The following is a 21,062-nucleotide window of genomic DNA, read 5'->3' on the forward strand; positions in this document are numbered from 1 at the left end:
GGACAGTCTGCCGAAGCCGCGGGAGATCTACGAGTTTCTGGACTCGTACGTGATTGGTCAGGACGCGGCGAAGAAGGCGTTGTCGGTGGCGGTGTACAACCACTACAAGCGTGTGCGGTCGGAGGGGGAGCGTCCGGGCGAGGAGGGTGTGGAGATCGCCAAGTCCAACATCTTGCTGCTGGGTCCGACGGGGTCGGGCAAGACGCTGTTGGCGCAGACGCTGGCGCGGATCCTGAACGTGCCGTTCGCGATCGCCGACGCCACGGCGCTGACCGAGGCGGGGTATGTGGGCGAGGATGTGGAGAACATCCTGTTGAAGTTGATCCAGGCGGCCGACTACGACGTGAAGAAGGCCGAGACGGGGATCATCTACATCGACGAGGTGGACAAGGTCGCGCGTAAGAGCGAGAACCCCTCGATCACGCGGGACGTGTCGGGTGAGGGGGTGCAGCAGGCGCTGTTGAAGATCCTGGAGGGGACGACGGCGTCGGTGCCGCCGCAGGGGGGGCGCAAGCATCCGCACCAGGAGTTCATCCAGATCGATACGACCAATGTGTTGTTCATCTGTGGTGGGGCGTTCGCGGGGTTGGAGAAGTTGATCGAGTCGCGGACGGGTCGGCAGGGGATGGGGTTCAACGCGGTGTTGCGGCCGCGGTCGGAGGTGGCGGAGTCGGCGCTGCTGGGTGAGGTGATGCCGGAGGATCTGTTGAAGTTCGGGATGATTCCGGAGTTCGTGGGTCGGTTGCCGGTGATCACGAGTGTGCATGATCTGGACCGGGCGGCGCTGGTGCGGATTCTGACGTTGCCGCGCAATGCGTTGGTGAAGCAGTATCAGCGGTTGTTCGAGTTGGATGATGTGGGGTTGGAGTTCACTGAGGGGGCGTTGGAGGCGATTGCGGATCAGGCGATCGTGCGGGGGACGGGTGCGCGTGGGTTGCGGGCGATCATCGAGGAGGTGTTGTTGTCGGTGATGTATGAGGTGCCTTCGCGTGAGGATGTGGGTCGGGTGATCATTACGGGGGAGACGGTGGTGGACCACGTGAATCCGACGATCGTGCGTCGGGGGTTGTCGGAGGGCGGTCCGGAGGAGAAGTCCGCCTGAGCGCGCCTGGTGTGTCTCTGGGAGGGGCCTTCCATCCCCTCTGGCTGTCGTTGCCCCGGGGCGATCATCTGCGGCAAGCCCGATCCGGCGGGCGGTCCCGCATCCCCGCCTTCTCGATATCAAGAGGTGAGGTTAGCCCAACCTTTCTCCTTCGTGTGTGGTCCGTCCCGTTCCTCGTGCGGCCCCCGGACCCCTCCCCGCACGGCCTCCGGCCGTGAGGACGCCCCTCCTCGCCACGAAGGAAGCAGTACCAGCATGGACTCCACCCTCCTGCGCCTCGGCGGCACCGGCCCGGCGCTCATCGGCCTGGAGAACGCCGACCAGCTCAGCGGCAGCGACCTGCTCTTCACCTTCTGCAGCGACCCCCGAGTACCGCGCCGGGATCGAGACCCAGCAGCTCTACGCCGCGATCCCCGCGGTCGAGAGCGGCGCCGTCGTCACCGCCGAGGAGAACTCCTTCGTCACCGCCTCGTCGGTCATCAACCCGCTCACCGTCCCGTGGATCCTCGACCGCTACGTGCCGCTGATCCACGAGGCCGCGGAGAACGTCGACGGCTGACGACCCCTTCGGTACAGCGATCGTGAACACACTCACGGCACCGCTCCGGCGAGGCCCCGCCCGCACCACCGCAGTGCTCGGCGCGAGTGCGGCGGCCCTCGCCGGAGAGGCCCTGCTCAGCCTCGTCCTGGGCGGGCACCCCACGCCGCCCGCCGACCTGTGGACGGCCCTGACCGGCCAGGCGGACGGCTTCACCAGCGCCGTGGTGGCTAGCCGCGTCCCGCGCACCGTGGTCGGCGTCCTGGTCGGCACCGCACTGGCCCTGGCCGAAACCCTCACGCAGGGCGTCACCCGCAACCCGCCCGCCGACCCCGGCTTGCTCGGGGCCAACGCGGGCGCCGCGGCCGCCGTGGTCACGGCCACCGCCCTGTTGGCACGGTCTCGACCGCCGAGGCCCTCTGGTGGGCACTGCCCGCCGCGCTCGCGGCCGGCCTCGTCGCCCACGCCGTCGGCAGCGGGGGCGGCGTCGCCGCGCGCCCCGTGCTCGCCAGAGCGGTGGTCTCCGCCGTTCTGACCGCCTACGTCCAGGCGGTCTCACTGAGCGTGCCCGAGGTGTTCGACTCCTACCGCTACTGGGTCGTCGGCTCCCTGGCCGGGCGCGACTTCGGCGTTGCCCTGACGGTCCTGCCCGTCATCGCCGCCGCGGTCGTCGCTGCCCACCTCACGGCGGGCGGGCTCAACGCCCTCGCCCTGGGGGAGGAGGCCGCACTGTCCACCGGTGCCAACACCGCCGCCGTACGCGCCACCGCGCTGGTCGCCTCGACCGTCCTGGCCGCCGCGGCGGCCGCCGCGGACCTGGCGGTGCAGCGGTTCCCGGCGGCCGACGGGTTGCCGGTGGGCATCGTCACCATGGCCCTGGGCGGTGTCTACCTGGGTTGTCTTCTGATCCGACAGCGGCGGAGGGGTGTGCTGTGAGCGACGAGGCCCGGTGCTGGCCACGGAGGGCCTCACCCTGGGCTGCGGGGGCGACCCGGTCGTGCGCGATCTGGGCCTGGAGGTGGCCGAGGGGGAGTTCACCGTCATCGTCGGCCCCAACGGGTGCGGCAAGTCCACACTGCTCAAGGCGCTGGGGCGGGTCAACGACCCGGTGTCGGGGCGAGTGCTGCTGGACGGCCGCGACATCCGCTCCCAGCGCGCCAAGGCGGTCGCGCGCAGCCTGGTCCTGCTCCCGCGGAGCCCCATCGCGCCCGAGGGCATCACCGTCCGGGCGCTGGCCGCGTGCGGGCGCTTCCCGCACCACACACTGCTGCGCCAGTGGAGCCCCCGCGACGAGACCGCGGTCGACGAGGCCCTGGAACCGACCGGGACGACCGGCCTGGCGGGGGAGCGGGTGGGGTCCCTCTCCGGCGGCCAGCGCCAGCGCGCCTGGGGGGCGATGGTCCTGGCCCAGGACACCGGTGTCCTGCTGTTGGACGAGCCGACCACCTACCTGGACATCGCCCACCAGTACGATCTGATGGAGCTGTTCGCGCGGCTGCACCGCCAGGGGCGGACGATCGTCGCGGTGCTGCACGCCCTCGCCCAGGCGGCCAGGTTCGCCACCCCTCTGGTGATGATGAGCGGCGGACGCGTGGTCGCCGACGGCGCTCCCGGGGACGTGGTCACCGCGCCACTGGTGAGCGAGGTGTTCGGGCTCGCCTGCGACGCGGTCCCCGACCCGCGCACCCCGCTCGTCATCCCGCACGAGCGCTCCTGAGGCGGGACGGAGCCCCCGTGGCCCAGGGTGTCGCGCCGATCGCCTGCAGTTGTCAAGCGCACAGGGTACCATCCGGTCGGTATGCTGGGTCGGATGATCGGCGGTCCCGCGGGGCCGGGGCGTGGAGTGAGGCTGACATGGTGCAGGGACAGCGGACGGCGGAAACGGACTCCGTGCGGGGGCCGGTGCCCGAACGCCTGCTCGCCGCCGCCACCCGGCTCTTCGCCGAGCGCGGCTTCGAGGGGACCTCGGTCCAGGAGATCGTCGCCGCGGCGGGCGTCACCAAGGGCGCGATGTACCACTACTTCGGCTCCAAGGACGATCTGCTCTACGAGATCTACGCGCGGGTGCTGCGCATGCAGACCGAGCACCTGCTCCGCTTCTCCTCGCAGGACGCCCCCGTCGACGAGCGCCTCCGCGCCGCGGCGGCCGACGTGATCGCCACCAGTATCGCCAACCTCGACGACAGCGCCATCTTCTTCCGCTCCATGCACCAGTTGGACCCGGAAAAGCGCCGGACGGTGCGAGCGGAGCGGCGGCGCTACCACGAGATCTTCTGCGACATGATCCGCCAGGGCCAGGACGAGGGGATCTTCCGCGACGACGTCGCCGCGGGCCTGGTCGCGGACTACTTCTTCGGGTCGGCGCACCACCTGAGCAGTTGGTACAGCAAGGAGGGGCCCATGACCGGCGAGGACGTGGGCCGCCAGTTCGCCGACCTGCTCATCACCAGCCTGCGCCCCAAGGAGTGACCCTCCTGCCCTGAGGACGGCGGGTCGCCCCGGCGGGCCTGCCACCGAGGCGCTCCGCACCCGGGCTCCGCGCCCTATTTCTCGTACTTGCGCAACTCGGCGCGGCCCAGCGAGCGCAGGTGGACCTCGTCGGGTCCGTCCGCGAGCCGCAGGGAGCGCACGCCCGCGAGCATCCCGGCCAGCGGGGTGTCCTGGCTGACCCCCATGGCGCCGTGCGCCTGGATGGCCTTGTCCAGGATCCACTCCACCGTGCGCGGCGTGGCGATCTTGATCGACTGGATCTCGGTGTGGGCGCCCTTGTTGCCCACGGTGTCCATGAGGTAGGCGGTCTTGAGAACCAGTAGGCGCAGTTGCTCGATCGCCACCCGGGCCTCGGCGATCCACTCGCGCACCACGCCCTGGTCGGCGATCGGCTTGCCGAAGGCCACCCGGTCCAGCACGCGCTCGCAGGTCAGCTCCAGCGCCCGCTCGGCCATGCCGATGGAGCGCATGCAGTGGTGGATGCGTCCGGGGCCCAGACGGGCCTGCGCGACGGCGAAGCCCTCACCCTCCCCTCCGATGAGGTTCTCCGCCGGGACCCGCACCCCGTCGAAGACCAGTTCGGCGTGGCCGCCGTGGTCGCCGTCGTCGTAGCCCAGGACCGTCATACCGCGCTCGATGGTCAGGCCCGGCGTGTCGCGCGGTACCAGCACCATGCTCTGCTGCTTGTGGCGCGCGGCCTCGGGGTCGGACTTGCCCATGACGATGAACACCTCACAGGCGGGGTCCATCGCACCGGTGATGAACCACTTGCGCCCGTTGATGACGTAGGAGTCGCCGTCGCGGATGATGGAGGTGGTGATGTTGGTGGCGTCGGAGGAGGCCACCGCCGGTTCGGTCATGGCGAACGCGGAGCGGATCCGCGCGTCCAGGAGCGGCTCCAGCCAGCGCTTCTTCTGCGCCTCGGTGCCGAACATCGTCAGCACCTCCATGTTCCCGGTGTCGGGAGCGGCACAGTTCAGCGCGATGGGGGCCAGTCGGGGGCTGCGGCCGGTGATCTCCGCCAGCGGGGCGTACTGGAGGTTGGGCAGCCCGCCGTGCTCGGGGTGGCCGGCCAGGAACAGGTTCCAGAGGCCGCGCGCGCGGGCCTCGGCCTGGAGTTCGGCGATGACCGGCGGCCGGGTCCAGCGGTTCTCGCGTGCGGCCAACTGCTCCTCGTGCACCGACTCGTTCGGGTAGACGCACTCGTCCATGAAGGCCAGCAGCTTGGCACGCAGCTCCTCGGTCTCACTGTCGTAACTGAAATCCATCAGTCCTCCTTGAGGGTGGCGTGGGCGCGCTCGACGAGCGGGGAGACGATCTCACCGATTCCGTCGAAACCCGCTCCGACGGTGAGCCCACGGGTGTGCCTGAGATAGATGCCCTCGGCGATCACCGCGAGTTTGAAGCAGCCGAAGGCCACGTACCAGTTGAGCCTGGACACGTCGCGCCCGGTCGCCGCGGCGTACATCTCGACCAGCTCCGGCGAGCTCGGGAAGCCCTCAGCGGCGGTCGCGGCCACGCCCTCGCCGCCCACGGCGGTGTCCCGGTCGCGGTAGACGATCATCAGGCCCAGGTCCACGAGCGGGTCGCCGAGGGTGGCCATCTCCCAGTCCAGCACCGCGCTGATGCGGCCCTGCTCGTCCACGAGGGCGTTGTCCAGCCGATAGTCGCCGTGCACGATGCCGGGGGCCGACTGCTCGGGCAGCGTCTCGGCGAGCCTGGCGTGCAGTGCGTCGATACCGGGGATCTCGCGGCTGCGCGAGGCGTCGAGCTGCTTGCGCCATCGGCGCACCTGGCGCTCCAGGAAGCCCGCCGGGCGGCCGAAGTCGCCCAGTCCCACCTCCTCGGGTACGACCGCGTGCAGGACGCCGAGGGTGGCGACCAGGTTCTCGGCCACGCCCCGGATACGCTCCGGCCCCAGGGGGGAGATCTCGTCCAGGGTGCGGAAGGGGGTGCCCTCCACGTACTCCATGACGTAGAAGGGCGAGCCCAGGACGTCGGTGTCCTCGCACAGGACGTGGGTCCGCGGTACGGGGACGGCGGTGTCGCGCAGCGCCGTCGTCACCCTGTACTCGCGGGACATGTCGTGGGCGGTGGCCAGCACGTGCCCGAGCGGCGGCCGGCGGACCACGAACTCCCGCTCGCCGTCGCCGACCAGGTAGGTGAGGTTGGACTTGCCGCCGGCCAGGACACGGCCCGTCAGCGGGCCCGAGGCCAGGCCGGGAACGGTGCCCTCCAGGTACTCCCGCAGGCGTACCGGGTCCAGGCCCGGTAGCTCCCCGGTCATGCGCTCTCCCCGCCGGGGGAGATCTTCGCCCGGAGGCGGCGCATCCCCGCCAGCCAGGCGTCGGTGTCGGTGGCGCGGGCCTTGTAGTAGTCGGCGACCTGGGGGTGGGGCAGGATGAGGAACCGTCCGTCGGCCAGGCCCGCCATCACGGCGTCGGCGGCCTCCTCCGGCGTGATCGCGTCTTTGGACAGGAGGGCCTTGCCGGTGTCGCCGCTGCCTTCCAGCATGTTGGTGCGCACACCGAGCGGGCAGACGCACTGCACGGTGATGCCGCGGTCGCCGTAGTTGACCGACAGCCATTCGGCGAAGGCCACGGCGGCGTGCTTGGTCACCGAGTAGGGTGCGCTGCTGGGCATGGTCAGCAGGCCCGCGGCCGAGGCGGTGGTCACGAAGTGTCCGCGCCCGCGCTCCAGCCACGCCGGGACCAGCTCCTTGGCGGCCCGTACGTGCGACATGGTGTTGATCTGCCAGGACCTGTTCCACTCCTGCTCGGTGGAGTCCAGTCCCAGTCCGCTGCCCAGGCCGGCGTTGGCCACGTACACGTCGATGCCGTCCAGGTGGGCCCCGGCCTCGGCGATCAGGGCGGTGACGCCCTCCTCTCCGGCCGCGTCGCCGGGGACGGCCACCCCGCCGATCTCGGCGGCCACGGCCTCGGCGGCCCCGGCGTCCAGGTCGTTGACGACCACGCGCGCCCCGGCGTCGGCCAGGCGGCGCGCGATGGCGGCGCCGATGCCGTTGCCGGCGCCGGTGACGACGACCCCCGCGTCCTCGAACTTCATGTCAGACACCTCCGGTGAGAGTCGTGCCGCCGTCGAGGACCAGGGTGCGCCCGGTGACCCAGGAGGCGTCCCCGGAGAGCAGGAAGGCGACCGCGCCGGCCACGTCCTCGGGGACGCCCAGGCGGGCCAGCGGGTAGCCCTCGGCGACCTCCTCCTCGCGCCCCTCGTACAGGGCACGGGCGAATGCGGTCTTGACCACGGCCGGGGCGACCCCGTTGACGCGTACCCCGGGGGCCAGTTCGACGGCCAGCTCCTTGGTGACGTGGATCAGCATGGCCTTGCTGGCACCGTAGAAGCCGATTCCGGGAGCGGGCTTGGTGCCGGCCACGGACGAGACGTTGACGATGGCGCCGCCGTGCTCGGCCATCCACGCCTTGTGGGCCTTCTGTACCCACGAGACGGCGGAGAGCACGTTGACCTCGAAGATCTTGCGGGCCGCGTTCAGGTCCAGGTCGACCATCCGCCCGTAGGCCGGGTTGATGCCGGTGTTGTTGACGAACATGTCGACGCTGCCGAAGGCGTCCAGGGTCGCGGCGATCGCGGTGTCCTGGTGGGCGGGGTCGTCGGCCTTGCCCGGCACGGCGATGGCGTGGTCCGGGCCGCCCAGGGTCTTCACGGCCTCGTTCAGGGCCTCGGCCCCGCGGGCCGTCACGCACACACGGGCGCCTTCGTCGACGAGTCGCTGGGCGATGGCCAGGCCGATGCCTCGGCTCGCCCCGGTGACGATGGCGGTCCGTCCGCCGAACCGGGATGTCATGGAGTTCTCCTTTTAGACCGACTGGTCGGTATGCACAGGGGACGACTCTACGTGGCGCGGTAGGCGCGCCGCAAGGGGAGGCGGCGCTCCGACAAGCGACGACGGCGCGGGCGGCGCCTGCCTCCCCCGTTCGCCTCTGTGACCCCTAAAGGGATCTATGGCGTAAAGGTGAAGTATGTCCTACTTGGACGGGTCCAGGGTGAGCTTGCCGATGGTCGCACGAGCCCGCAGGTCCTCGTGCGCCCTGCGGGCCTCGGAGAGCGGGTAGGTCTCACCGAGGACCGGCCGGAGGCGGCCCTGGGCCACCATCGCGAACATCTCCGCCATGGCGTCGCCGACCACGTCCCCGGGGAGCGTGCGCGCGTGCGGCAGCCACATGCCCGACACGGTGGTGGAGAAGCGCATGAGGCTGGGCAGCTTCACCGGGCTCGGCTGCTCGCGCGAGGCCATGCCGTAGAAGGCGAGGCGGCCGAACGGAGCCAGCGACCGCAGGCTCTCGTCGGTCACCCTGCCGCCGACCATGTCCAGCACGGCGTCCACGCGCCTGCCCCCGTTGGCCTCGATCAGCGCGGCGGTCATGTCGGGCGCGGCCGAGTCCACGGCGGTGTCCGCGCCCAGCTCCAGTGCGAGGTCGCGCTTGGCCGCGCTGCTGGCGACCGCGATGACCCGACCGGCGCCGAACGCCTTGGCCAGCTGGACGGCGAGCGTGCCCACGCCGCCCGCCGCGGCGTGCACCGCCACGGACTCGCCCGCCTCCATCCGCACGTTCTTGCGCAGCAGGACCCACGCCGTCGCCCCCTGGACGAGCAGCGCGAGGGCGGCCTCGTCGGAGACCCCCTCGGGGATCTCGAAGGTCATGCCGGGATCGGCCACGGCCCGCTGCGCGTAGCCGCCGCCGCTCACCATGCCCACGACGCGGCGCCCGTCGGCGGCGCGTCCGGCGATCTCCGCGCCGGGGACCATGGGCAGGCTGGCGGCGGCCAGGTAGCTGTTCTCCGCCTGGTGGGTGTCGGCGTAGTTGACCCCTGACCGGGAGACCTCGACGAGGAACCCGTCCGGGCCCGGCTCGGGATCGGGAAGCTCCGTGGGGACCAGGACCTCGGGTCCGCCGAACTCGGTGATCTGGATGGCGCGCATGGGGGTCCCTTCACTCGTCTTCTCGTACCGACCAGATGGTATGTTACTCACCGGTTGCGGCGTCCGGGTATCCAGCGCGGCCTTGCGCGGTGTACCTAACGCTGTTAGGGCAGGTGCGTACGTGTAACCCCGGGAGGACACCAGTGGACGCCGAACACATCGTGACCACAACGTGCGGCAGAGTCAGGGGTGCCGTATCGCCCACCTCCGCGGACGGCCGGGTCACCGTCCACCGGGGCATCCCCTACGCCGCCGCCCCCTTCGGCGAGCACCGCTTCGCCGCGCCCGCGCCCGCGCCCGCCTGGGAGGGGGTGCGCGACTGCCTGGAGTTCGGCCCGCCCGCCCCGCAGCCGCACCGCCCCTTCGGCGCGGCCCCCTGGACCCCCGACACCTCGTTGGAGTGCCTGGTGCTCAACGTCTGGAGCGCCGCGAGCGAGGGCGACCCGGCTCCCGTCCTGGTGTGGTTCCACGGCGGCGCCTACATCATGGGCGTCTCCTCCGAGGCCTCCTACGAGGGCACACGGCACGCCGAGAACGGACTCGTCGTGGTCAGCGTCAACTACCGCCTCGGCTTCGAGGGCTTCGGGCACGTCCCGGGGCGCCCCGAGAACCGGGGTCTGCTCGACCAGGCCGCCGCCCTGCGCTGGGTCAGGGACAACATCACCGCCTTCGGCGGCGACCCCGCCAACGTCACGATCGCCGGGGAGTCCGCCGGCGCCGGATCGGTCGTGGCCCTGATGGCCTCGCCCCACGCCGACGGCCTCTTCCGCCGCGCCATCGCCCACAGCGTCCCCGGCGACACCCTGAGCGTGGACCGGGCCCGCACCGTGTCCGAGCGCATCGCGCGCATCGCCGGAGTCCCGCTGGAGGCCGAGGCGCTGGCCGCCCTGCCCCCGGAGAAGGTCCTGGCCGCCTCCGACGAGTTCATGGCGGCCACCCCCGGGTCGCTGACCTGCTTCGCCCCCGTCGTCGGCGGCGAGGACCTGCCGGTCGAACCGCTGCGCGCGGTCGCCGACGGCGTCGCCCGGGACGTGGACCTGCTCACCGGCCACAACATGCACGAGTACCGGCTGTTCACCGTGTTGGCGGGCAGCCCCGTGCCCGAGACCGAGGACCTCCTGGAGGCGGCCGCGTCCAAGGCGGGCCTGCCCGAGGGCGCGATCTCCGTCTACCGCGAGGCCCTCCCCGGCGCGGACGTCGGCGAACTGTACGAGGCCATCATGGGCGACTCGCTCTTCAGCCAGTACACCGTGCGCTTCGCCGAGGCGCACGCCGCCGCGGGCGGCCGCGCCCACTTCTTCCGCCTGGCGGCCGAGACCACCGTCATGGACGGCAGACTCGGTGCCTGCCACGCCTTCGACCTGCCCTTCGCGTTCAACAACATCGACACCGACATGGCCCGGTTCATGCTCAACGGCGAGATCTCCGACGACTACCGGAAGCTGGCCGAGCGCTTCTCCGGTTCCTGGCGGTCCTTCGCCGCCTCGGGCGACGCGGGCTGGCCGATGGTCACCGTCCACGCCACGCCGGTCAAGGTGTGGAACCTGACCGACGAGGTGCTCCCCGACGACGTCTCACCGGTGCGCCCGCTCTGGGACGGCACGTCCTTCGACCCGAAGTAGACCGGATCGGGCTCCGTACCCGGGCGCGGAGCCCGATCCCGAACCGGTCGGCGTCACTTGCCGGTCAGACCCGCCCGGCGCAGGGCGTCGGCCATCGCACCCGAGGGGGCGGCCCCGCCGCGCCCGCCCCGGCCACCGCTGGAGCGCTCACCGCCGCCCCGGACGCGCCCGCCCCGGCGGTCGCCGCCCCGCTCCTCGCCCCGGCCACCGCGGCGGCCCGCCCCGGAGGGCGCCGCGTCGTCCAGGCGCATGGTCAGCGAGATCCGCTTGCGCTGGGTGTCCACGCTCTGGACCTTGACCTTCACCACGTCACCGGGCTTGACGATCTCGCGAGGGTCGTCGACGAACCTGTGCGACATCGCCGACACGTGCACGAGGCCGTCCTGGTGCACGCCCACGTCCACGAACGCCCCGAACGCCGCGACGTTGGTGACCACACCCTCCAGGACCATCTCCGGGGCCAGGTCCGCCAGCGTCTCCACCCCCTCCTTGAACGTGGCGGTGGTGAACGCCGGACGCGGGTCGCGGCCCGGCTTGTCCAGCTCGATGAGGATGTCGGTGACCGTGGGCAGGCCGAAGGTGTCGTCCACGAAGTCCTGTGGCCGGATCCGAGCGAGGGCCTTCTTGTCGCCGATCAGCGACGGCAGGTCCGTGCCCAGCGAGTCCAGGATCCGCCGCACCACCGGGTAGGCCTCCGGGTGGACGGCCGAGGAGTCCAGCGGGTCGTCGCCCCCGGGGACGCGCAGGAAGCCCGCGCACTGCTCGAAGGCCTTCGGCCCCAGGCGCGGCACCGAGCGCAGGTCCTCGCGGCTGCGGAAGGGCCCGTGCGCGTCGCGGTGCGCCACGATGTTGCGCGCTAGCGTGGAGGTGACCCCCGACACCCGTGTCAGCAGGGGCACCGACGCGGTGTTGACGTCCACGCCCACACCGTTCACACAGTCCTCGACCACGGCGTCCAGCGACCGGGAGAGCTTCGCCTCGGCCAGGTCGTGCTGGTACTGGCCCACCCCGATCGACTTGGGGTCGATCTTGACGAGCTCGGCCAGCGGGTCCTGGAGGCGGCGGGCGATGGAGACGGCCCCGCGCAGGGACACGTCCAGGTCCGGGAGCTCCTCGGCGGCGTAGGCCGAGGCCGAGTACACCGACGCGCCCGCCTCGGAGACCATGACCTTGGTGAGCTTCAGTTCGGGGTTGCGCTTGAGCAGGTCGGCGGCCAGGCGGTCGGTCTCGCGTGAGGCCGTGCCGTTGCCGATCGCCACCAGGTCCACCCCGTGCCCGGTGCACAGCGCCGACAGCCGCGACAGGGAGCCCTCCCAGTCGCGGCGAGGCGCGTGCGGGTAGATCGTGTCGGTGGCCACGACCTTGCCGGTGCCGTCGACGACCACCACCTTCACCCCCGTGCGCAGCCCCGGGTCCAGGCCCAGGGTGGCACGCGTCCCCGCGGGCGCGGCCAGCAGCAGGTCCCTCAGGTTGGCGGCGAAGACCTCCACGCCCTCGTCCTCGGCCCGCTGCCACAGCCGCATGCGCACATCGATGTCCAGGCGCACGAAGATGCGGGTGCGCCAGGCCCAGCGGACGGTGTCCTGGAGCCAGCGGTCCGCCGGGCGGCCCCGGTCGGTGATGGCGAACCGGGAGGCGATGGCGTTCTCGTAGGAGCTGCGGGGGACGGTCCCGTCAGCGTTCGGTGCGGGCTCCTCCTCCGGCTCCAGCGCCAGGGCCAGGACCTCCTCCTTCTCGCCCCGGTACAGGGCCAGGACGCGGTGGGAGGGCATCGCGGTCAGCGGCTCGGCGAAGTCGAAGTAGTCGGCGAACTTCGCACCGGACTCCTCCTTGCCCTCACGCACTTTGGAGACCAGCCGCCCCTTCTCCCACAGCCGCTCGCGCAGCGTGCCCGTGAGGTCGGCGTCCTCGGCGAAGCGCTCGACCAGGACCGCGCGGGCACCGTCCAGGGCGGCCTTGGTGTCGGCCACACCCTTGTCGGCGTCCACGTAGGCCTCAGCCGACGCCTGCGGGTCCAGCGAGGGGTCGGCCAGCAGCGCGTCGGCGAGCGGTTCGAGTCCGGCCTCCCGCGCGATCTGGGCCTTGGTGCGGCGCTTGGGCTTGTAGGGGAGGTAGATGTCCTCCAGACGGGCCTTGGAGTCGGCGGCGTTGATCCGCGCCTCCAGCTCCTCGTCCAGCTTGCCCTGGGAGCGGATCGACTCCAGGACCGCGGCCCGGCGCTCGGCCAGCTCGCGCAGGTAGCGCAGGCGCTCCTCCAGGGTGCGCAACTGGGTGTCGTCCAGGCCTCCGGTCGCCTCCTTGCGGTACCGGGCGACGAAGGGCACGGTCGAACCCCCGTCGAGGAGGCCGACGGCCGAGGTGACCTGGTTCGGGCGCACACCGAGCTCCTCGGCGATGCGCTGGTCGATCGTGGGTGTCGCAGGGGTCGTCACTGTTGAAGATCCGCTCTCTGGCTTTCCGGTGCTGGGACATTGTCGCGGCGGGAGCCGCGGTTGTCATCCCGGCACGGGCGGCGCGCTAGAGCCCGTCGCCCTCCAGCAGGTCGGGGGCGTAGTACTCGTCCAGCGGGATGGGCCCCCGGTAGCCCTGGCACATGCACTTCTTATAGGTCGAACCGGGCTGCCCGGTCCACCTGCCGGGGATGACCACCTGGGTCTGGCACTTCTTGGTCTGCGGGTCGTGGAAGACCAGGTGGTGCCCGCAACCGCAGAGGGGCTGGGGACTCTGCGCACCGCTGTGCACGGCCCGGGCCTGCTCGCTGCGGCGCTCCTGTTCGAGGGCGGCACGCGACTGGCGCCCGGTCACGAGGCGACCGGTGACGAACCCGACCACCGCGATGACGGCGCCGACCACCATTGACACCGGATCCATCGGAGCGCTCCCCTCCCTCACGGCGACAACGCGCTCCGCCCATTGTCTCCCATGGGGGGACGGATGCCCATGCGGCGCGGTTCCCGGTCCGCCGGGGCTCAGTTCCCGCGCAGCCCCTTGAGGGCCGCCACGTCGGCGGCGTGCGGTCCGGCGGGGCCGGGGGTCTCCAGCACGAGCGGCACACCGGCGGAGACCGGATGGGTGAACAGCTCACCGAACGGTGCGGCGCCGATGTGGCCGGCCCCGATGTTCTCGTGGCGGTCCTTGTTGCTGCCGCACGGGGCCTTGGAGTCGTTGACGTGGACCAGCCGCAGCCGGTGGGCGCCCACGAGCGCGCCGAAGCGGTCCAGGGCCCCGCGCATCCCCTCCGGTGTGGAGATGTCGTGGCCCGCGGCGAACATGTGCGCCGTGTCCAGGCACACCCCCACGTTCGGGTGCCACTCCAGGGCCTCGAAGTAGGGCACCAGGTCGTCGACGGTGGCGCACAGCACCTGGCCCTGCCCCGCCATCGGCTCCAGCAGCACGGGCGGTGCGCTCTCGTCGAGGCGCTCCAGGACCGGCATGAGCCGTTCCCGGGTGCGTTTCAGCCCGGCCTCGCGCCCGCCCGAGACCGCCGAACCGGTGTGCACGACCACGCCGCGCGCGGCGATCCGTCCTCCGCGGACCAGCGCGTGCTCCAGCGAGGCGACCGACTTGTCCGCCGTCTCCTCGCTCGGCGTGCCCAGGTTGATCAGGTAGGGCGCGTGCACGAACAGCGGAAGGTCCGTGCGCTCGCGCATGCGCGAGTCCTGTCCGGGGTCGCCGTCATTGGTCGCCCACCCGCGCGGGTTGGACACGAACACCTGGACTGTCTCGGCGCCGATCGCCTCGGCGTAGGCCAGGCCCTTGGTGGCCATGCCGCCCGCCACCGGGACGTGCGCGCCGACGGGGGACCGGGGGTGCCGCTGTTCGCCACTCATAACGCCCTCAAGACTAGGGGGCCCGCGGGGGATGCGCGGCCGTGCCGCCGCTCACGGGCCACGCCCGCGGCCCCCGCGGGAGGCGCTAGTGTCGTGGCCGTGAGCACCCAGACCCAGAACCACCGCCTGGCCGACGTGATCGCCGCCTTCGAGGAGGTCTACCCGCCGGGCTGGGCCGCCTCCTGGGACGCCGTCGGCCTGGTGTGCGGTGACCCCGTCCAGAGCGTGGAACGTGTCCTGTTCGCCGTCGACCCGGTCTCCGCGGTCGTGGACGAGGCCGTGGAGTGGGGCGCGGACCTGGTCGTCACCCACCACCCGCTCATGCTGCGCGGGGTGACCAGTGTGGCCGCCGACACCCCCAAAGGCAGGGTGGTGCACCGCCTCATCCGCGCCGGGACGGCCCTGTACACCGCGCACACCAACGCCGACACCGCTGCGCCCGGAGTCTCGGACGCCCTGGCGCGCACGGTGGGCCTGACCGGGGACCTGTCACCGCTGGATCCCGACCCGACCGACCCCGAGGGGCGGCGCGGCATCGGGCGCGTCGGAGTCCTGGACCGGCCCATGGTCCTGCGCGACTTCGCCGACCGGGTCGCCCAGGCGCTGCCCGCCACCGCGGCGGGGGTCCGCGTGGCCGGTGACCTGGACCGGCAGGTCACCCGGGTCGCGGTGTCGGGAGGCGCGGGCGACTCCCTGCTGGGCGCGGCCCGGGCCGCGGCGGCGGACGTGTTCGTCACCTCTGACCTGCGCCACCACCCCTCCTCGGAGTTCGTCGAGGCCGGAGGGCCGGCGCTCGTCGACACCGCCCACTTCGCCAGCGAGTGGCCCTGGCTGGAGGAGGGCGCGTCCCATCTGGTGGACGCGCTCGCGCGCAGGCGCGGCCCGGGTGGGGCTAACGTGGAGGTCCGGGTGTCGACGACCGTGACGGATGCCTGGTCGCGGACCTTTTCCCGCGTCTGAGGTCCCCGGACCGGCCGGGCCCGGACCTCAACTGCACAGAGAACGGGTGCGGGCGGCGAATCCGCCTTCCCAGCCACCCCAGGAGAGCGAGCATCGTGAAAGCCGAACCCGCCGCACAGGCCAGACTGCTGGACCTCCAGGAGTTGGACACCGAACTCCAGCGCCTGGACCACCGCGCCCGGACCCTCCGGGAGGCCTCGGAGGTGGCCGACCTCAAGGAGTGCCTGGAGAAGACCGACACCGACATCCTCGCGGTGCGGACGAGGATCACCGACACCGGCCGCGAACAGCGCAAGGCGGAGCGGGACGTCGATCAGGTGCGCACCCGTGCCGAGCGCGACGCCAAGCGGATGGAGTCCGGGCAGATCACCAGCGCCAAGGAGCTGCAGAGCCTCCAGTCGGAGATCGCCTCCCTGGAACGGCGCCAGTCCGAATTGGAGGAGGTCGTGATCGAGGTGATGGAGCGCGCCGAAGCGCTGGAGGCCGAGAGCGCGCGCCTGTCCGCCGAGCGCGAGGAGACCGCCGCCGAGCTCACCGCGGCCACCGCGCGCCGCGACACCGCGGCCGCCGAGATCGAGTGGGACCGCACCCGCCTCTCCCAGGACCGCGACCGCGTCGCCGGTGAGGTGCCCCCCGACGTGCTGGGCCTGTACGACAAGCTGCGCGGCCAGTACGACGGGTTGGCCGCGGCACCGCTGCGCTACGGGCGGTGCGGAGGCTGCAAGCTGACGCTGAGCACCGTCGAGCTCAACGACATCCGCGCGACCCCCGCCGACGAGGTCGTGCGCTGTGAGGACTGCCGCCGTATCCTGGTACGCACCGAGGAGTCGGGCCTGGGACCCCAGGGGCAGCAGTGAGGTTCGGGCGGGTGGCCCCCGACCTGGAACCGACGCGGCTCGTGCTGCTGCGCCACGGGCAGACCCCGCTGTCGGTGGAACGCAGGTTCGCCGGCCGGGGCGACATCCCGCTCACCGAGCAGGGCCACGAGCAGGCCAGAGCGGCCGCGCGCCGCCTGGCCCCGTGGCCGATCGACGCGGTGGTGTCCTCGCCGCTGCGCCGTACCCGCGACACCGCGGCCCATGCCGCTCGGGAGTTGGGGCTCCCGGTGGAGGTGGACGAGGGGTTCGTCGAGACCGACTTCGGTGACTGGGAGGGCATGACCTTCGCCCAAGCCCAGCGGGCCGCGGGCGAGGCCGTCGACAAGTGGCTGGCCGACCCGGAGGTCGCCCCGCCCGGCGGGGAGAGCTTCGCCGAGGCGGCCGCACGGGTCGGGGCGGCCCGGAAGGCCCTGGTGGAGCGGCACACCGGCCGCACGGTCCTGGTGGTCACCCACGTCACGCCGATCAAGGCGGTCGTGCAGCAGGCGATGCTGGCCCCGTTGGGCGCGCTGCACCGGATGTTCCTGGAGACGGCCTGCCTGACCGAGGTGGACTGCTACGCGGACGGCCCCATGGTGGTGCGCTCGCTCAACGACACCGCCCACCTGGACGGCATCGCCGCGGGACCGGCGTAGAATGGGTGAGTGAGAGGGAGTCGGCCAGACGGTCGCGGACCCGCGACGCGGGTTCGAGGAAAGTCCGGACTCCACAGGGCAGGGTGGTCGGTAACACCGACCCGGGGCGACCCGCGGGACAGTGCCACAGAAAGCAGACCGCCACCGCTCGCGGTGGTAAGGGTGAAACGGTGGTGTAAGAGACCACCAGCGTCCGGAGTGATCCGGTCGGCTCGGTAAACCCCACCCGGAGCAAGGTCAAAAAGGGGACCACGGTCCCCGCGCGGATGCCTGAGGGCGGCCCGCCCGAGTCCGCGGGTAGACCGCACCGAGGCCGTCGGCAACGGCGGTCCCAGATGGATGGCCGTCCGGCCCTTCGGGGCCGACAGAATCCGGCTTACCGGCCGACTCCCTCCCTCGCACCTTTCTGACCAGGCGTTTCGTGGACGAAAGTCGGCCGTGTTCCGGATCTGTTCCGGATCAGCCGGACCGCAGGAGCAGGTCGATCGCACCCCGCCGATCTCCTCCCGGTTGCGGAACCGGCCTCCAACCGGTGGGGACGGCATGGTGCCCCGCCATTTCTCGGCGAGCAGGACCCGGACCAGGTCGGGGACGGTCTCGGTGCCGGCCGTGGGGGCCCGGACACCACGAGGGACAGGGTGCGCGGATCGGTCGTGGGTGACAGCCCCGCCTCTCGGGAACCCACCGTGTCGGCGGGTCACTCCGATACATCCTCCCGGTGATGGCTGAAGCTGACCACGCACGGGTAGATTGGCGGTGCGCTCCGCGCCCGCCGGAGGCCGACCGGGGTCGGCGACCGACGGGCATCCGCGTCCACGGGAATGGGTGACTCTTGTTCGACTCCGCCGCCTTCTGGGTGATCCTGTTCGCCTTGCCGTTCCTGGCCATCGGGGTGATCGTCGCCCTGGCCATGTACCAGGCTTCGGGCGTTCAGCACGATGAGCGCGACGAGGCCTCTGACGACGCCGAGGGCTGACCCCCGACCGCCGCCTCCCCGCGCTGGCGGGGGACGGCGGTGTCCCGTTCCCCCGGTACGGGGGTGAAGACCCCCGTCTCGGGGTCCAACAGATGGACCCGGGCCGACTCCAGGTCGTAGTACATCCCGGTCAGGGTTAGTTCTCCCAGCTCCACCCGTTCACGGACCACCTCGTAGCTCATGAGGTTGGCCAATTGCACCCGGACGTTGGTCCGGGCCAGGTGGCACAGCGTCTCTGGTGTGGGCGGGCCCTCCGGGGCTCCGGGACTGGCCGTGGCGTGGTCCAGGCTGGTTCCGGCGTTGGCCAGCCAGCGCCGCATGTGCGCGGTCCCGGTCTCCTCCGCGTCCAGGTGGGCCCCTTCGAGGAGGGCCTTCATCGCTCCGCAGTGGGAGTGGCCGCAGATCACGATCGAGGGCACCCCCAGGACTGTGACGGCGTACTCCAGGGCGGCCCCCACCGACGCGTCCCCGGGCGCCCCCGAGGGCGGTACGAGGTTGCCCACGTTGCGCAGGGTGAACAGGTCGCCTGGGCCGCTGGAGGTGATGAGGTTGGGCACCACCCGCGAGTCAGCGCACGTGACGAACAGCGCGGTGGGTTTCTGCCCGAGTGCGAGGCGGCCCATCACCGAACGCAGGCGGTCCGCGGTGCTGGCGTGGTACTCGCGGGCCCCCGCGGTCAGCAGGATGAGAGGGGTGGGCTCGCGGCCGGTGCCGGCGCGCATCTCCCACGGTGCCCACCAGCGCGCGGACCCCTTGGGCGGGGTCTTGGCTGCGGGTGCGGGTGCGGCGGCGCTGCGGGTGTGCCACTGCTCGTGGTCCTCGTCGATGTCGACGCTGCCGCCGGTGCGCTCGTGGTCCACACGCCAGGCGTGGATGGCCTCGAAGGCGGCGTGGTCCATGAAGTCCACGTGCAGGTCGAGGTCGACCGGTGCGCCTTCAGGGACGGTGCGCAGCACGTGGGTGAGCCGTGGCACGCCGAGGAAGGTGAGCGAGCCGTGCACGGACACGTGGACCCGGCCGCCGCGCTGCTCGGTGAGGACGGTGAGTTTGGTGAGGCGGCGCAGGGCGACGATCATCGCGAGCGCGAAACCGATGAACACCCCTTCCAGCAGTCCCAGGAACACCGCGCCGAGCAGGGTCGCCAGGTAGATGCCGTGTTCGTGGTGGCGCCGCAGGTCGCGCAGGTGGGCGATGGAGACCATCTGCACGCCGATGAACACCAGCAGTGCGGCCAGCGCCGCCATCGGGATCAGCGCGACCACCTGTGCGAACAGTGCCACGAACACCAGCACCCACACCCCGTGCAGAACGGTGGCCAGTCGGGTGCGCGCCCCCGCGCGCACGCTGGTGCTGCTGCGCACGATCGCCCCTGCGATCGGCAGGCCGCCCAGGGCACCGCTGACGGTGTTGGCCGCGCCTTGGCCGACGAGTTCGCGGTCCAGGCGCACACGCTGCCCGTTGTGCAGGCGGTCGACGGCGAGGGCCGAGAGCAGGGTCTCCACGCTGGCGACCATGGCCACGGTCGCCACGCCCAGGGCGACGCCGTGCCATTGGCCGGAGGCCGGGAACAGCGGACCGGTCCAGGCGTCGGAGAGCGAGGCGGGTAGGGCGACGGTGTCCACCTTCCAGCCTGCGAAGGTGGACACCGCGGTGGCGGCGCCCACGGCGACCAGCGCCGCCGGGACCATCGCGGGCCGGAACCGGCCGAGGGCGGGGAGCCGGTTCCACCCGAACATGATCGCGACGGTGATGACGCCGACCGCGACGGCGGGTGTGTGGTTGTAGGTGATCTGTTCGGGCAGGTCGGCGAGGTTGGCCAGGGCCGAACTCTGGGGTGCCCCGCCCAGGACCACGTGCAGTTGTGCGAGGGCGATGGTGATACCGACCCCGGCGAGCATGCCGTGCACGACGGCGGGGGAGACCGCGAGCGCGGCCCGGGCGATACGGAAGGTGCCCAGGGTGATCTGGACGAGTCCGGCCAACAGGGTGATCAGGCAGGTTACGCGCCAGCCGTGGGTGAGGACGAGATCGGCGACGACGATGGTCAGCCCAGCGGAGGGCCCACTGACTTGGACGACGGAGCCGCCGGCCGCGCCGGCGACGATACCGCCGACGACCGCGGCGATGATCCCCGCGATCAGCGGGGCGCCGGTGGCGACGGAGATGCCCAGGGCGAAGGGAACGGCGACGAGGAAGACCACGAACGAGGCGCCGACATCGGAGGCGGCCCTTCTGTGGTCGAGGCGTGCACGGCGTGCGGCCGTCTGCGCGGGCGGCGGTTCGGGGCGTGCCCCCGGGGTGTCGTTGCGCATGGTGGCTCCGTTCGTTTCGGGCCGGGCGGTCAGGCGTCGGTGCATGCGGAGGCCGGAGTGTCCGAGCGGGGGATGTGTGCGGCTGTGTGCAAGCAGCGCGGTGAACTCGGAGAGTTGGGCATCTGTCACCAACTGTAGTCAATTCACGGTGGGTCTTGTGACGGACCGTTGCGATAGGGGTGATCGTTTTCTTCGTTTCACCTCGGGGACCGACCCCTGAGACGCAGAGAAACCGCTGGGACGACGGGGAGGTCCGTCATCCCAGCGGTGTGCTGTGGTGGTGGCCCGCCTCCCACGACGGGCGGGGGCGTTCACGCGGAGTCACATGTGGGGCCGCGGCTGACTACAGGAACCGGCCGTTCTCATAGCCGCCCTCGTAGTAGGGGCGGTTCGGTTCGGACGGAGCGTCCTGGTACCCGACGGGGCCCCGGTCCCACGGCTCTCGGACGTCCGGAGCCGGCGGCGTGTTCCAGTGGTCTCGGTACCCGGGCTGCTGGGGCTGGACGGGCCCCTGGGGGCCGCCGTACCCCTGGTCCGGGTTGTGGGGCGGAGCGGCGTCGTACCTGGTGAGCGCGTCGCCGGCACCGTTCTGGGGGAGGCCGTGCCCCTGGTGTCCCCCTGCTCCGGGGGAGGGTGTGCCCGCGTGCGGCGGGTATCCCTGCGGGCCGCTGCCGAAGGGGTAGGTGGGTGTGCTGGTGCTGTCGGGGGTGCCGTGCGGTGTGCCCCAGGGCGGCGTGGTCGGGGCCTGGTCGGTGATGC

The 21,062-nt window shown here is 71.8% G+C and carries 19 protein-coding genes, 1 other RNA gene and 2 pseudogenes; 12 read left to right on the forward strand and 10 right to left on the reverse strand.

What is annotated here, in order from left to right; genetic code table 11:
- The 6 genes and pseudogenes from clpX to B042_RS0116405 all read left to right on the forward strand — a co-directional run.
- Window positions 1–1,102: ATP-dependent Clp protease ATP-binding subunit ClpX (clpX, locus tag B042_RS0116385; protein WP_028649235.1), on the forward strand; the 1,102-nt coding region annotated here is incomplete at its 5' end.
- Window positions 1,103–1,384: 282 nt separating this feature from the next.
- Window positions 1,385–1,661, forward strand: a pseudogene (locus tag B042_RS25175) (iron-siderophore ABC transporter substrate-binding protein); the annotation flags it as partial.
- 22 nt (window positions 1,662–1,683) lie between these two features.
- Window positions 1,684–2,175 carry an iron chelate uptake ABC transporter family permease subunit gene (locus B042_RS27110; RefSeq protein ID WP_369797716.1) on the forward strand — a complete coding sequence of 164 codons (492 nt, stop codon included), beginning with the start codon at window positions 1,684–1,686 and terminating at the stop codon, window positions 2,173–2,175.
- On the forward strand, window positions 2,070–2,576 hold the full coding sequence (locus B042_RS27115; protein WP_369797717.1) for an iron chelate uptake ABC transporter family permease subunit: 507 nt from the start codon (window positions 2,070–2,072) through the stop codon (window positions 2,574–2,576). The genes B042_RS27110 and B042_RS27115 overlap by 106 nt, the downstream gene beginning before the upstream one ends.
- Window positions 2,577–2,589: 13 nt before the next feature.
- Window positions 2,590–3,357, forward strand: coding sequence for an ABC transporter ATP-binding protein (locus B042_RS0116400; protein ID WP_028649236.1), 768 nt, complete (start codon window positions 2,590–2,592; stop codon window positions 3,355–3,357).
- 137 nt (window positions 3,358–3,494) lie between these two features.
- Window positions 3,495–4,109, forward strand: coding sequence for a TetR/AcrR family transcriptional regulator (locus B042_RS0116405; RefSeq protein ID WP_028649237.1), 615 nt, complete (start codon window positions 3,495–3,497; stop codon window positions 4,107–4,109).
- A gap of 74 nt (window positions 4,110–4,183) precedes the next feature.
- Here the strand turns inward: B042_RS0116405 and B042_RS0116410 are convergent, their stop codons facing one another.
- The 5 genes from B042_RS0116410 to B042_RS0116430 form a co-directional block, all read right to left on the reverse strand.
- Window positions 4,184–5,398, reverse strand: coding sequence for an acyl-CoA dehydrogenase family protein (locus B042_RS0116410; protein WP_028649238.1), 1,215 nt, complete (start codon window positions 5,396–5,398; stop codon window positions 4,184–4,186).
- Window positions 5,398–6,417, reverse strand: coding sequence for a phosphotransferase family protein (locus B042_RS0116415; RefSeq protein ID WP_028649239.1), 1,020 nt, complete (start codon window positions 6,415–6,417; stop codon window positions 5,398–5,400). Before B042_RS0116415 ends, B042_RS0116410 begins: the two co-directional genes overlap by 1 nt.
- Window positions 6,414–7,196, reverse strand: a complete 783-nt coding sequence (locus tag B042_RS0116420) for an SDR family oxidoreductase (protein WP_028649240.1) — start codon at window positions 7,194–7,196, stop codon at window positions 6,414–6,416. The genes B042_RS0116415 and B042_RS0116420 overlap by 4 nt, the downstream gene beginning before the upstream one ends.
- A gap of 1 nt (window position 7,197) precedes the next feature.
- Window positions 7,198–7,953 carry an SDR family oxidoreductase gene (locus tag B042_RS0116425; RefSeq protein ID WP_028649241.1) on the reverse strand — a complete coding sequence of 252 codons (756 nt, stop codon included), beginning with the start codon at window positions 7,951–7,953 and terminating at the stop codon, window positions 7,198–7,200.
- Window positions 7,954–8,133: 180 nt separating this feature from the next.
- Window positions 8,134–9,090, reverse strand: coding sequence for an NADPH:quinone oxidoreductase family protein (locus tag B042_RS0116430; protein ID WP_028649242.1), 957 nt, complete (start codon window positions 9,088–9,090; stop codon window positions 8,134–8,136).
- Between the two features lie 143 nt (window positions 9,091–9,233).
- Between B042_RS0116430 and B042_RS0116435 the strand changes: the two genes are divergently transcribed.
- Window positions 9,234–10,712: a carboxylesterase/lipase family protein gene (locus B042_RS0116435; RefSeq protein WP_028649243.1), complete on the forward strand. Its 1,479-nt coding sequence runs from the start codon at window positions 9,234–9,236 to the stop codon at window positions 10,710–10,712.
- Window positions 10,713–10,765: 53 nt separating this feature from the next.
- Here B042_RS0116435 and B042_RS0116440 read toward each other — a convergent pair whose 3' ends face one another.
- The 3 genes from B042_RS0116440 to B042_RS0116450 all read right to left on the reverse strand — a co-directional run bounded on the left by B042_RS0116440 (window position 10,766) and on the right by B042_RS0116450 (window position 14,542).
- Window positions 10,766–13,144 (reverse strand): Tex family protein, encoded by a 2,379-nt coding sequence (locus tag B042_RS0116440; protein ID WP_028649244.1) that lies wholly within the window; start codon window positions 13,142–13,144, stop codon window positions 10,766–10,768.
- An 85-nt stretch (window positions 13,145–13,229) separates the two neighbouring features.
- A complete protein-coding gene (locus tag B042_RS0116445) occupies window positions 13,230–13,583 on the reverse strand; it encodes a hypothetical protein (protein ID WP_028649245.1) in 354 nt (117 codons plus the stop codon).
- Window positions 13,584–13,681: 98 nt separating this feature from the next.
- Window positions 13,682–14,542, reverse strand: coding sequence for a deoxyribonuclease IV (locus B042_RS0116450; protein WP_028649246.1), 861 nt, complete (start codon window positions 14,540–14,542; stop codon window positions 13,682–13,684).
- A 93-nt stretch (window positions 14,543–14,635) separates the two neighbouring features.
- Between B042_RS0116450 and B042_RS0116455 the strand changes: the two genes are divergently transcribed.
- The 5 genes from B042_RS0116455 to B042_RS26170 all read left to right on the forward strand — a co-directional run bounded on the left by B042_RS0116455 (window position 14,636) and on the right by B042_RS26170 (window position 17,991).
- On the forward strand, window positions 14,636–15,502 hold the full coding sequence (locus tag B042_RS0116455; RefSeq protein WP_028649247.1) for a Nif3-like dinuclear metal center hexameric protein: 867 nt from the start codon (window positions 14,636–14,638) through the stop codon (window positions 15,500–15,502).
- A gap of 95 nt (window positions 15,503–15,597) precedes the next feature.
- Entirely contained in the window at window positions 15,598–16,359 is a 762-nt protein-coding gene (locus B042_RS0116460) for a zinc ribbon domain-containing protein (protein WP_028649248.1), read from the forward strand.
- Between the two features lie 11 nt (window positions 16,360–16,370).
- On the forward strand, window positions 16,371–17,015 hold the full coding sequence (locus tag B042_RS0116465; protein WP_231494125.1) for a histidine phosphatase family protein: 645 nt from the start codon (window positions 16,371–16,373) through the stop codon (window positions 17,013–17,015).
- Window positions 17,016–17,031: 16 nt separating this feature from the next.
- An RNA gene (gene rnpB, locus B042_RS24475) (RNase P RNA component class A) lies at window positions 17,032–17,410 on the forward strand.
- Between the two features lie 437 nt (window positions 17,411–17,847).
- On the forward strand, window positions 17,848–17,991 hold the full coding sequence (locus B042_RS26170) for a hypothetical protein (RefSeq protein ID WP_197024342.1): 144 nt from the start codon (window positions 17,848–17,850) through the stop codon (window positions 17,989–17,991).
- Here B042_RS26170 and B042_RS0116475 read toward each other — a convergent pair.
- Together B042_RS0116475 and B042_RS26175 are read right to left on the reverse strand one after the other, a co-directional pair.
- The gene (locus B042_RS0116475) at window positions 17,946–20,303 is read right to left on the reverse strand and encodes a bifunctional SulP family inorganic anion transporter/carbonic anhydrase (protein ID WP_028649250.1); all 2,358 of its coding nucleotides are present in this window, start codon (window positions 20,301–20,303) and stop codon (window positions 17,946–17,948) included. The two genes, B042_RS26170 and B042_RS0116475, sit on opposite strands and share 46 nt — an antisense overlap.
- Before the next feature lie 343 nt (window positions 20,304–20,646).
- Window positions 20,647–21,062, reverse strand: a pseudogene (locus B042_RS26175) (hypothetical protein); the annotation flags it as partial.

It is taken from the genome of Nocardiopsis sp. CNT312, assembly GCF_000515115.1.
Classification (GTDB): Bacteria; Actinomycetota; Actinomycetes; order Streptosporangiales; family Streptosporangiaceae; genus Nocardiopsis.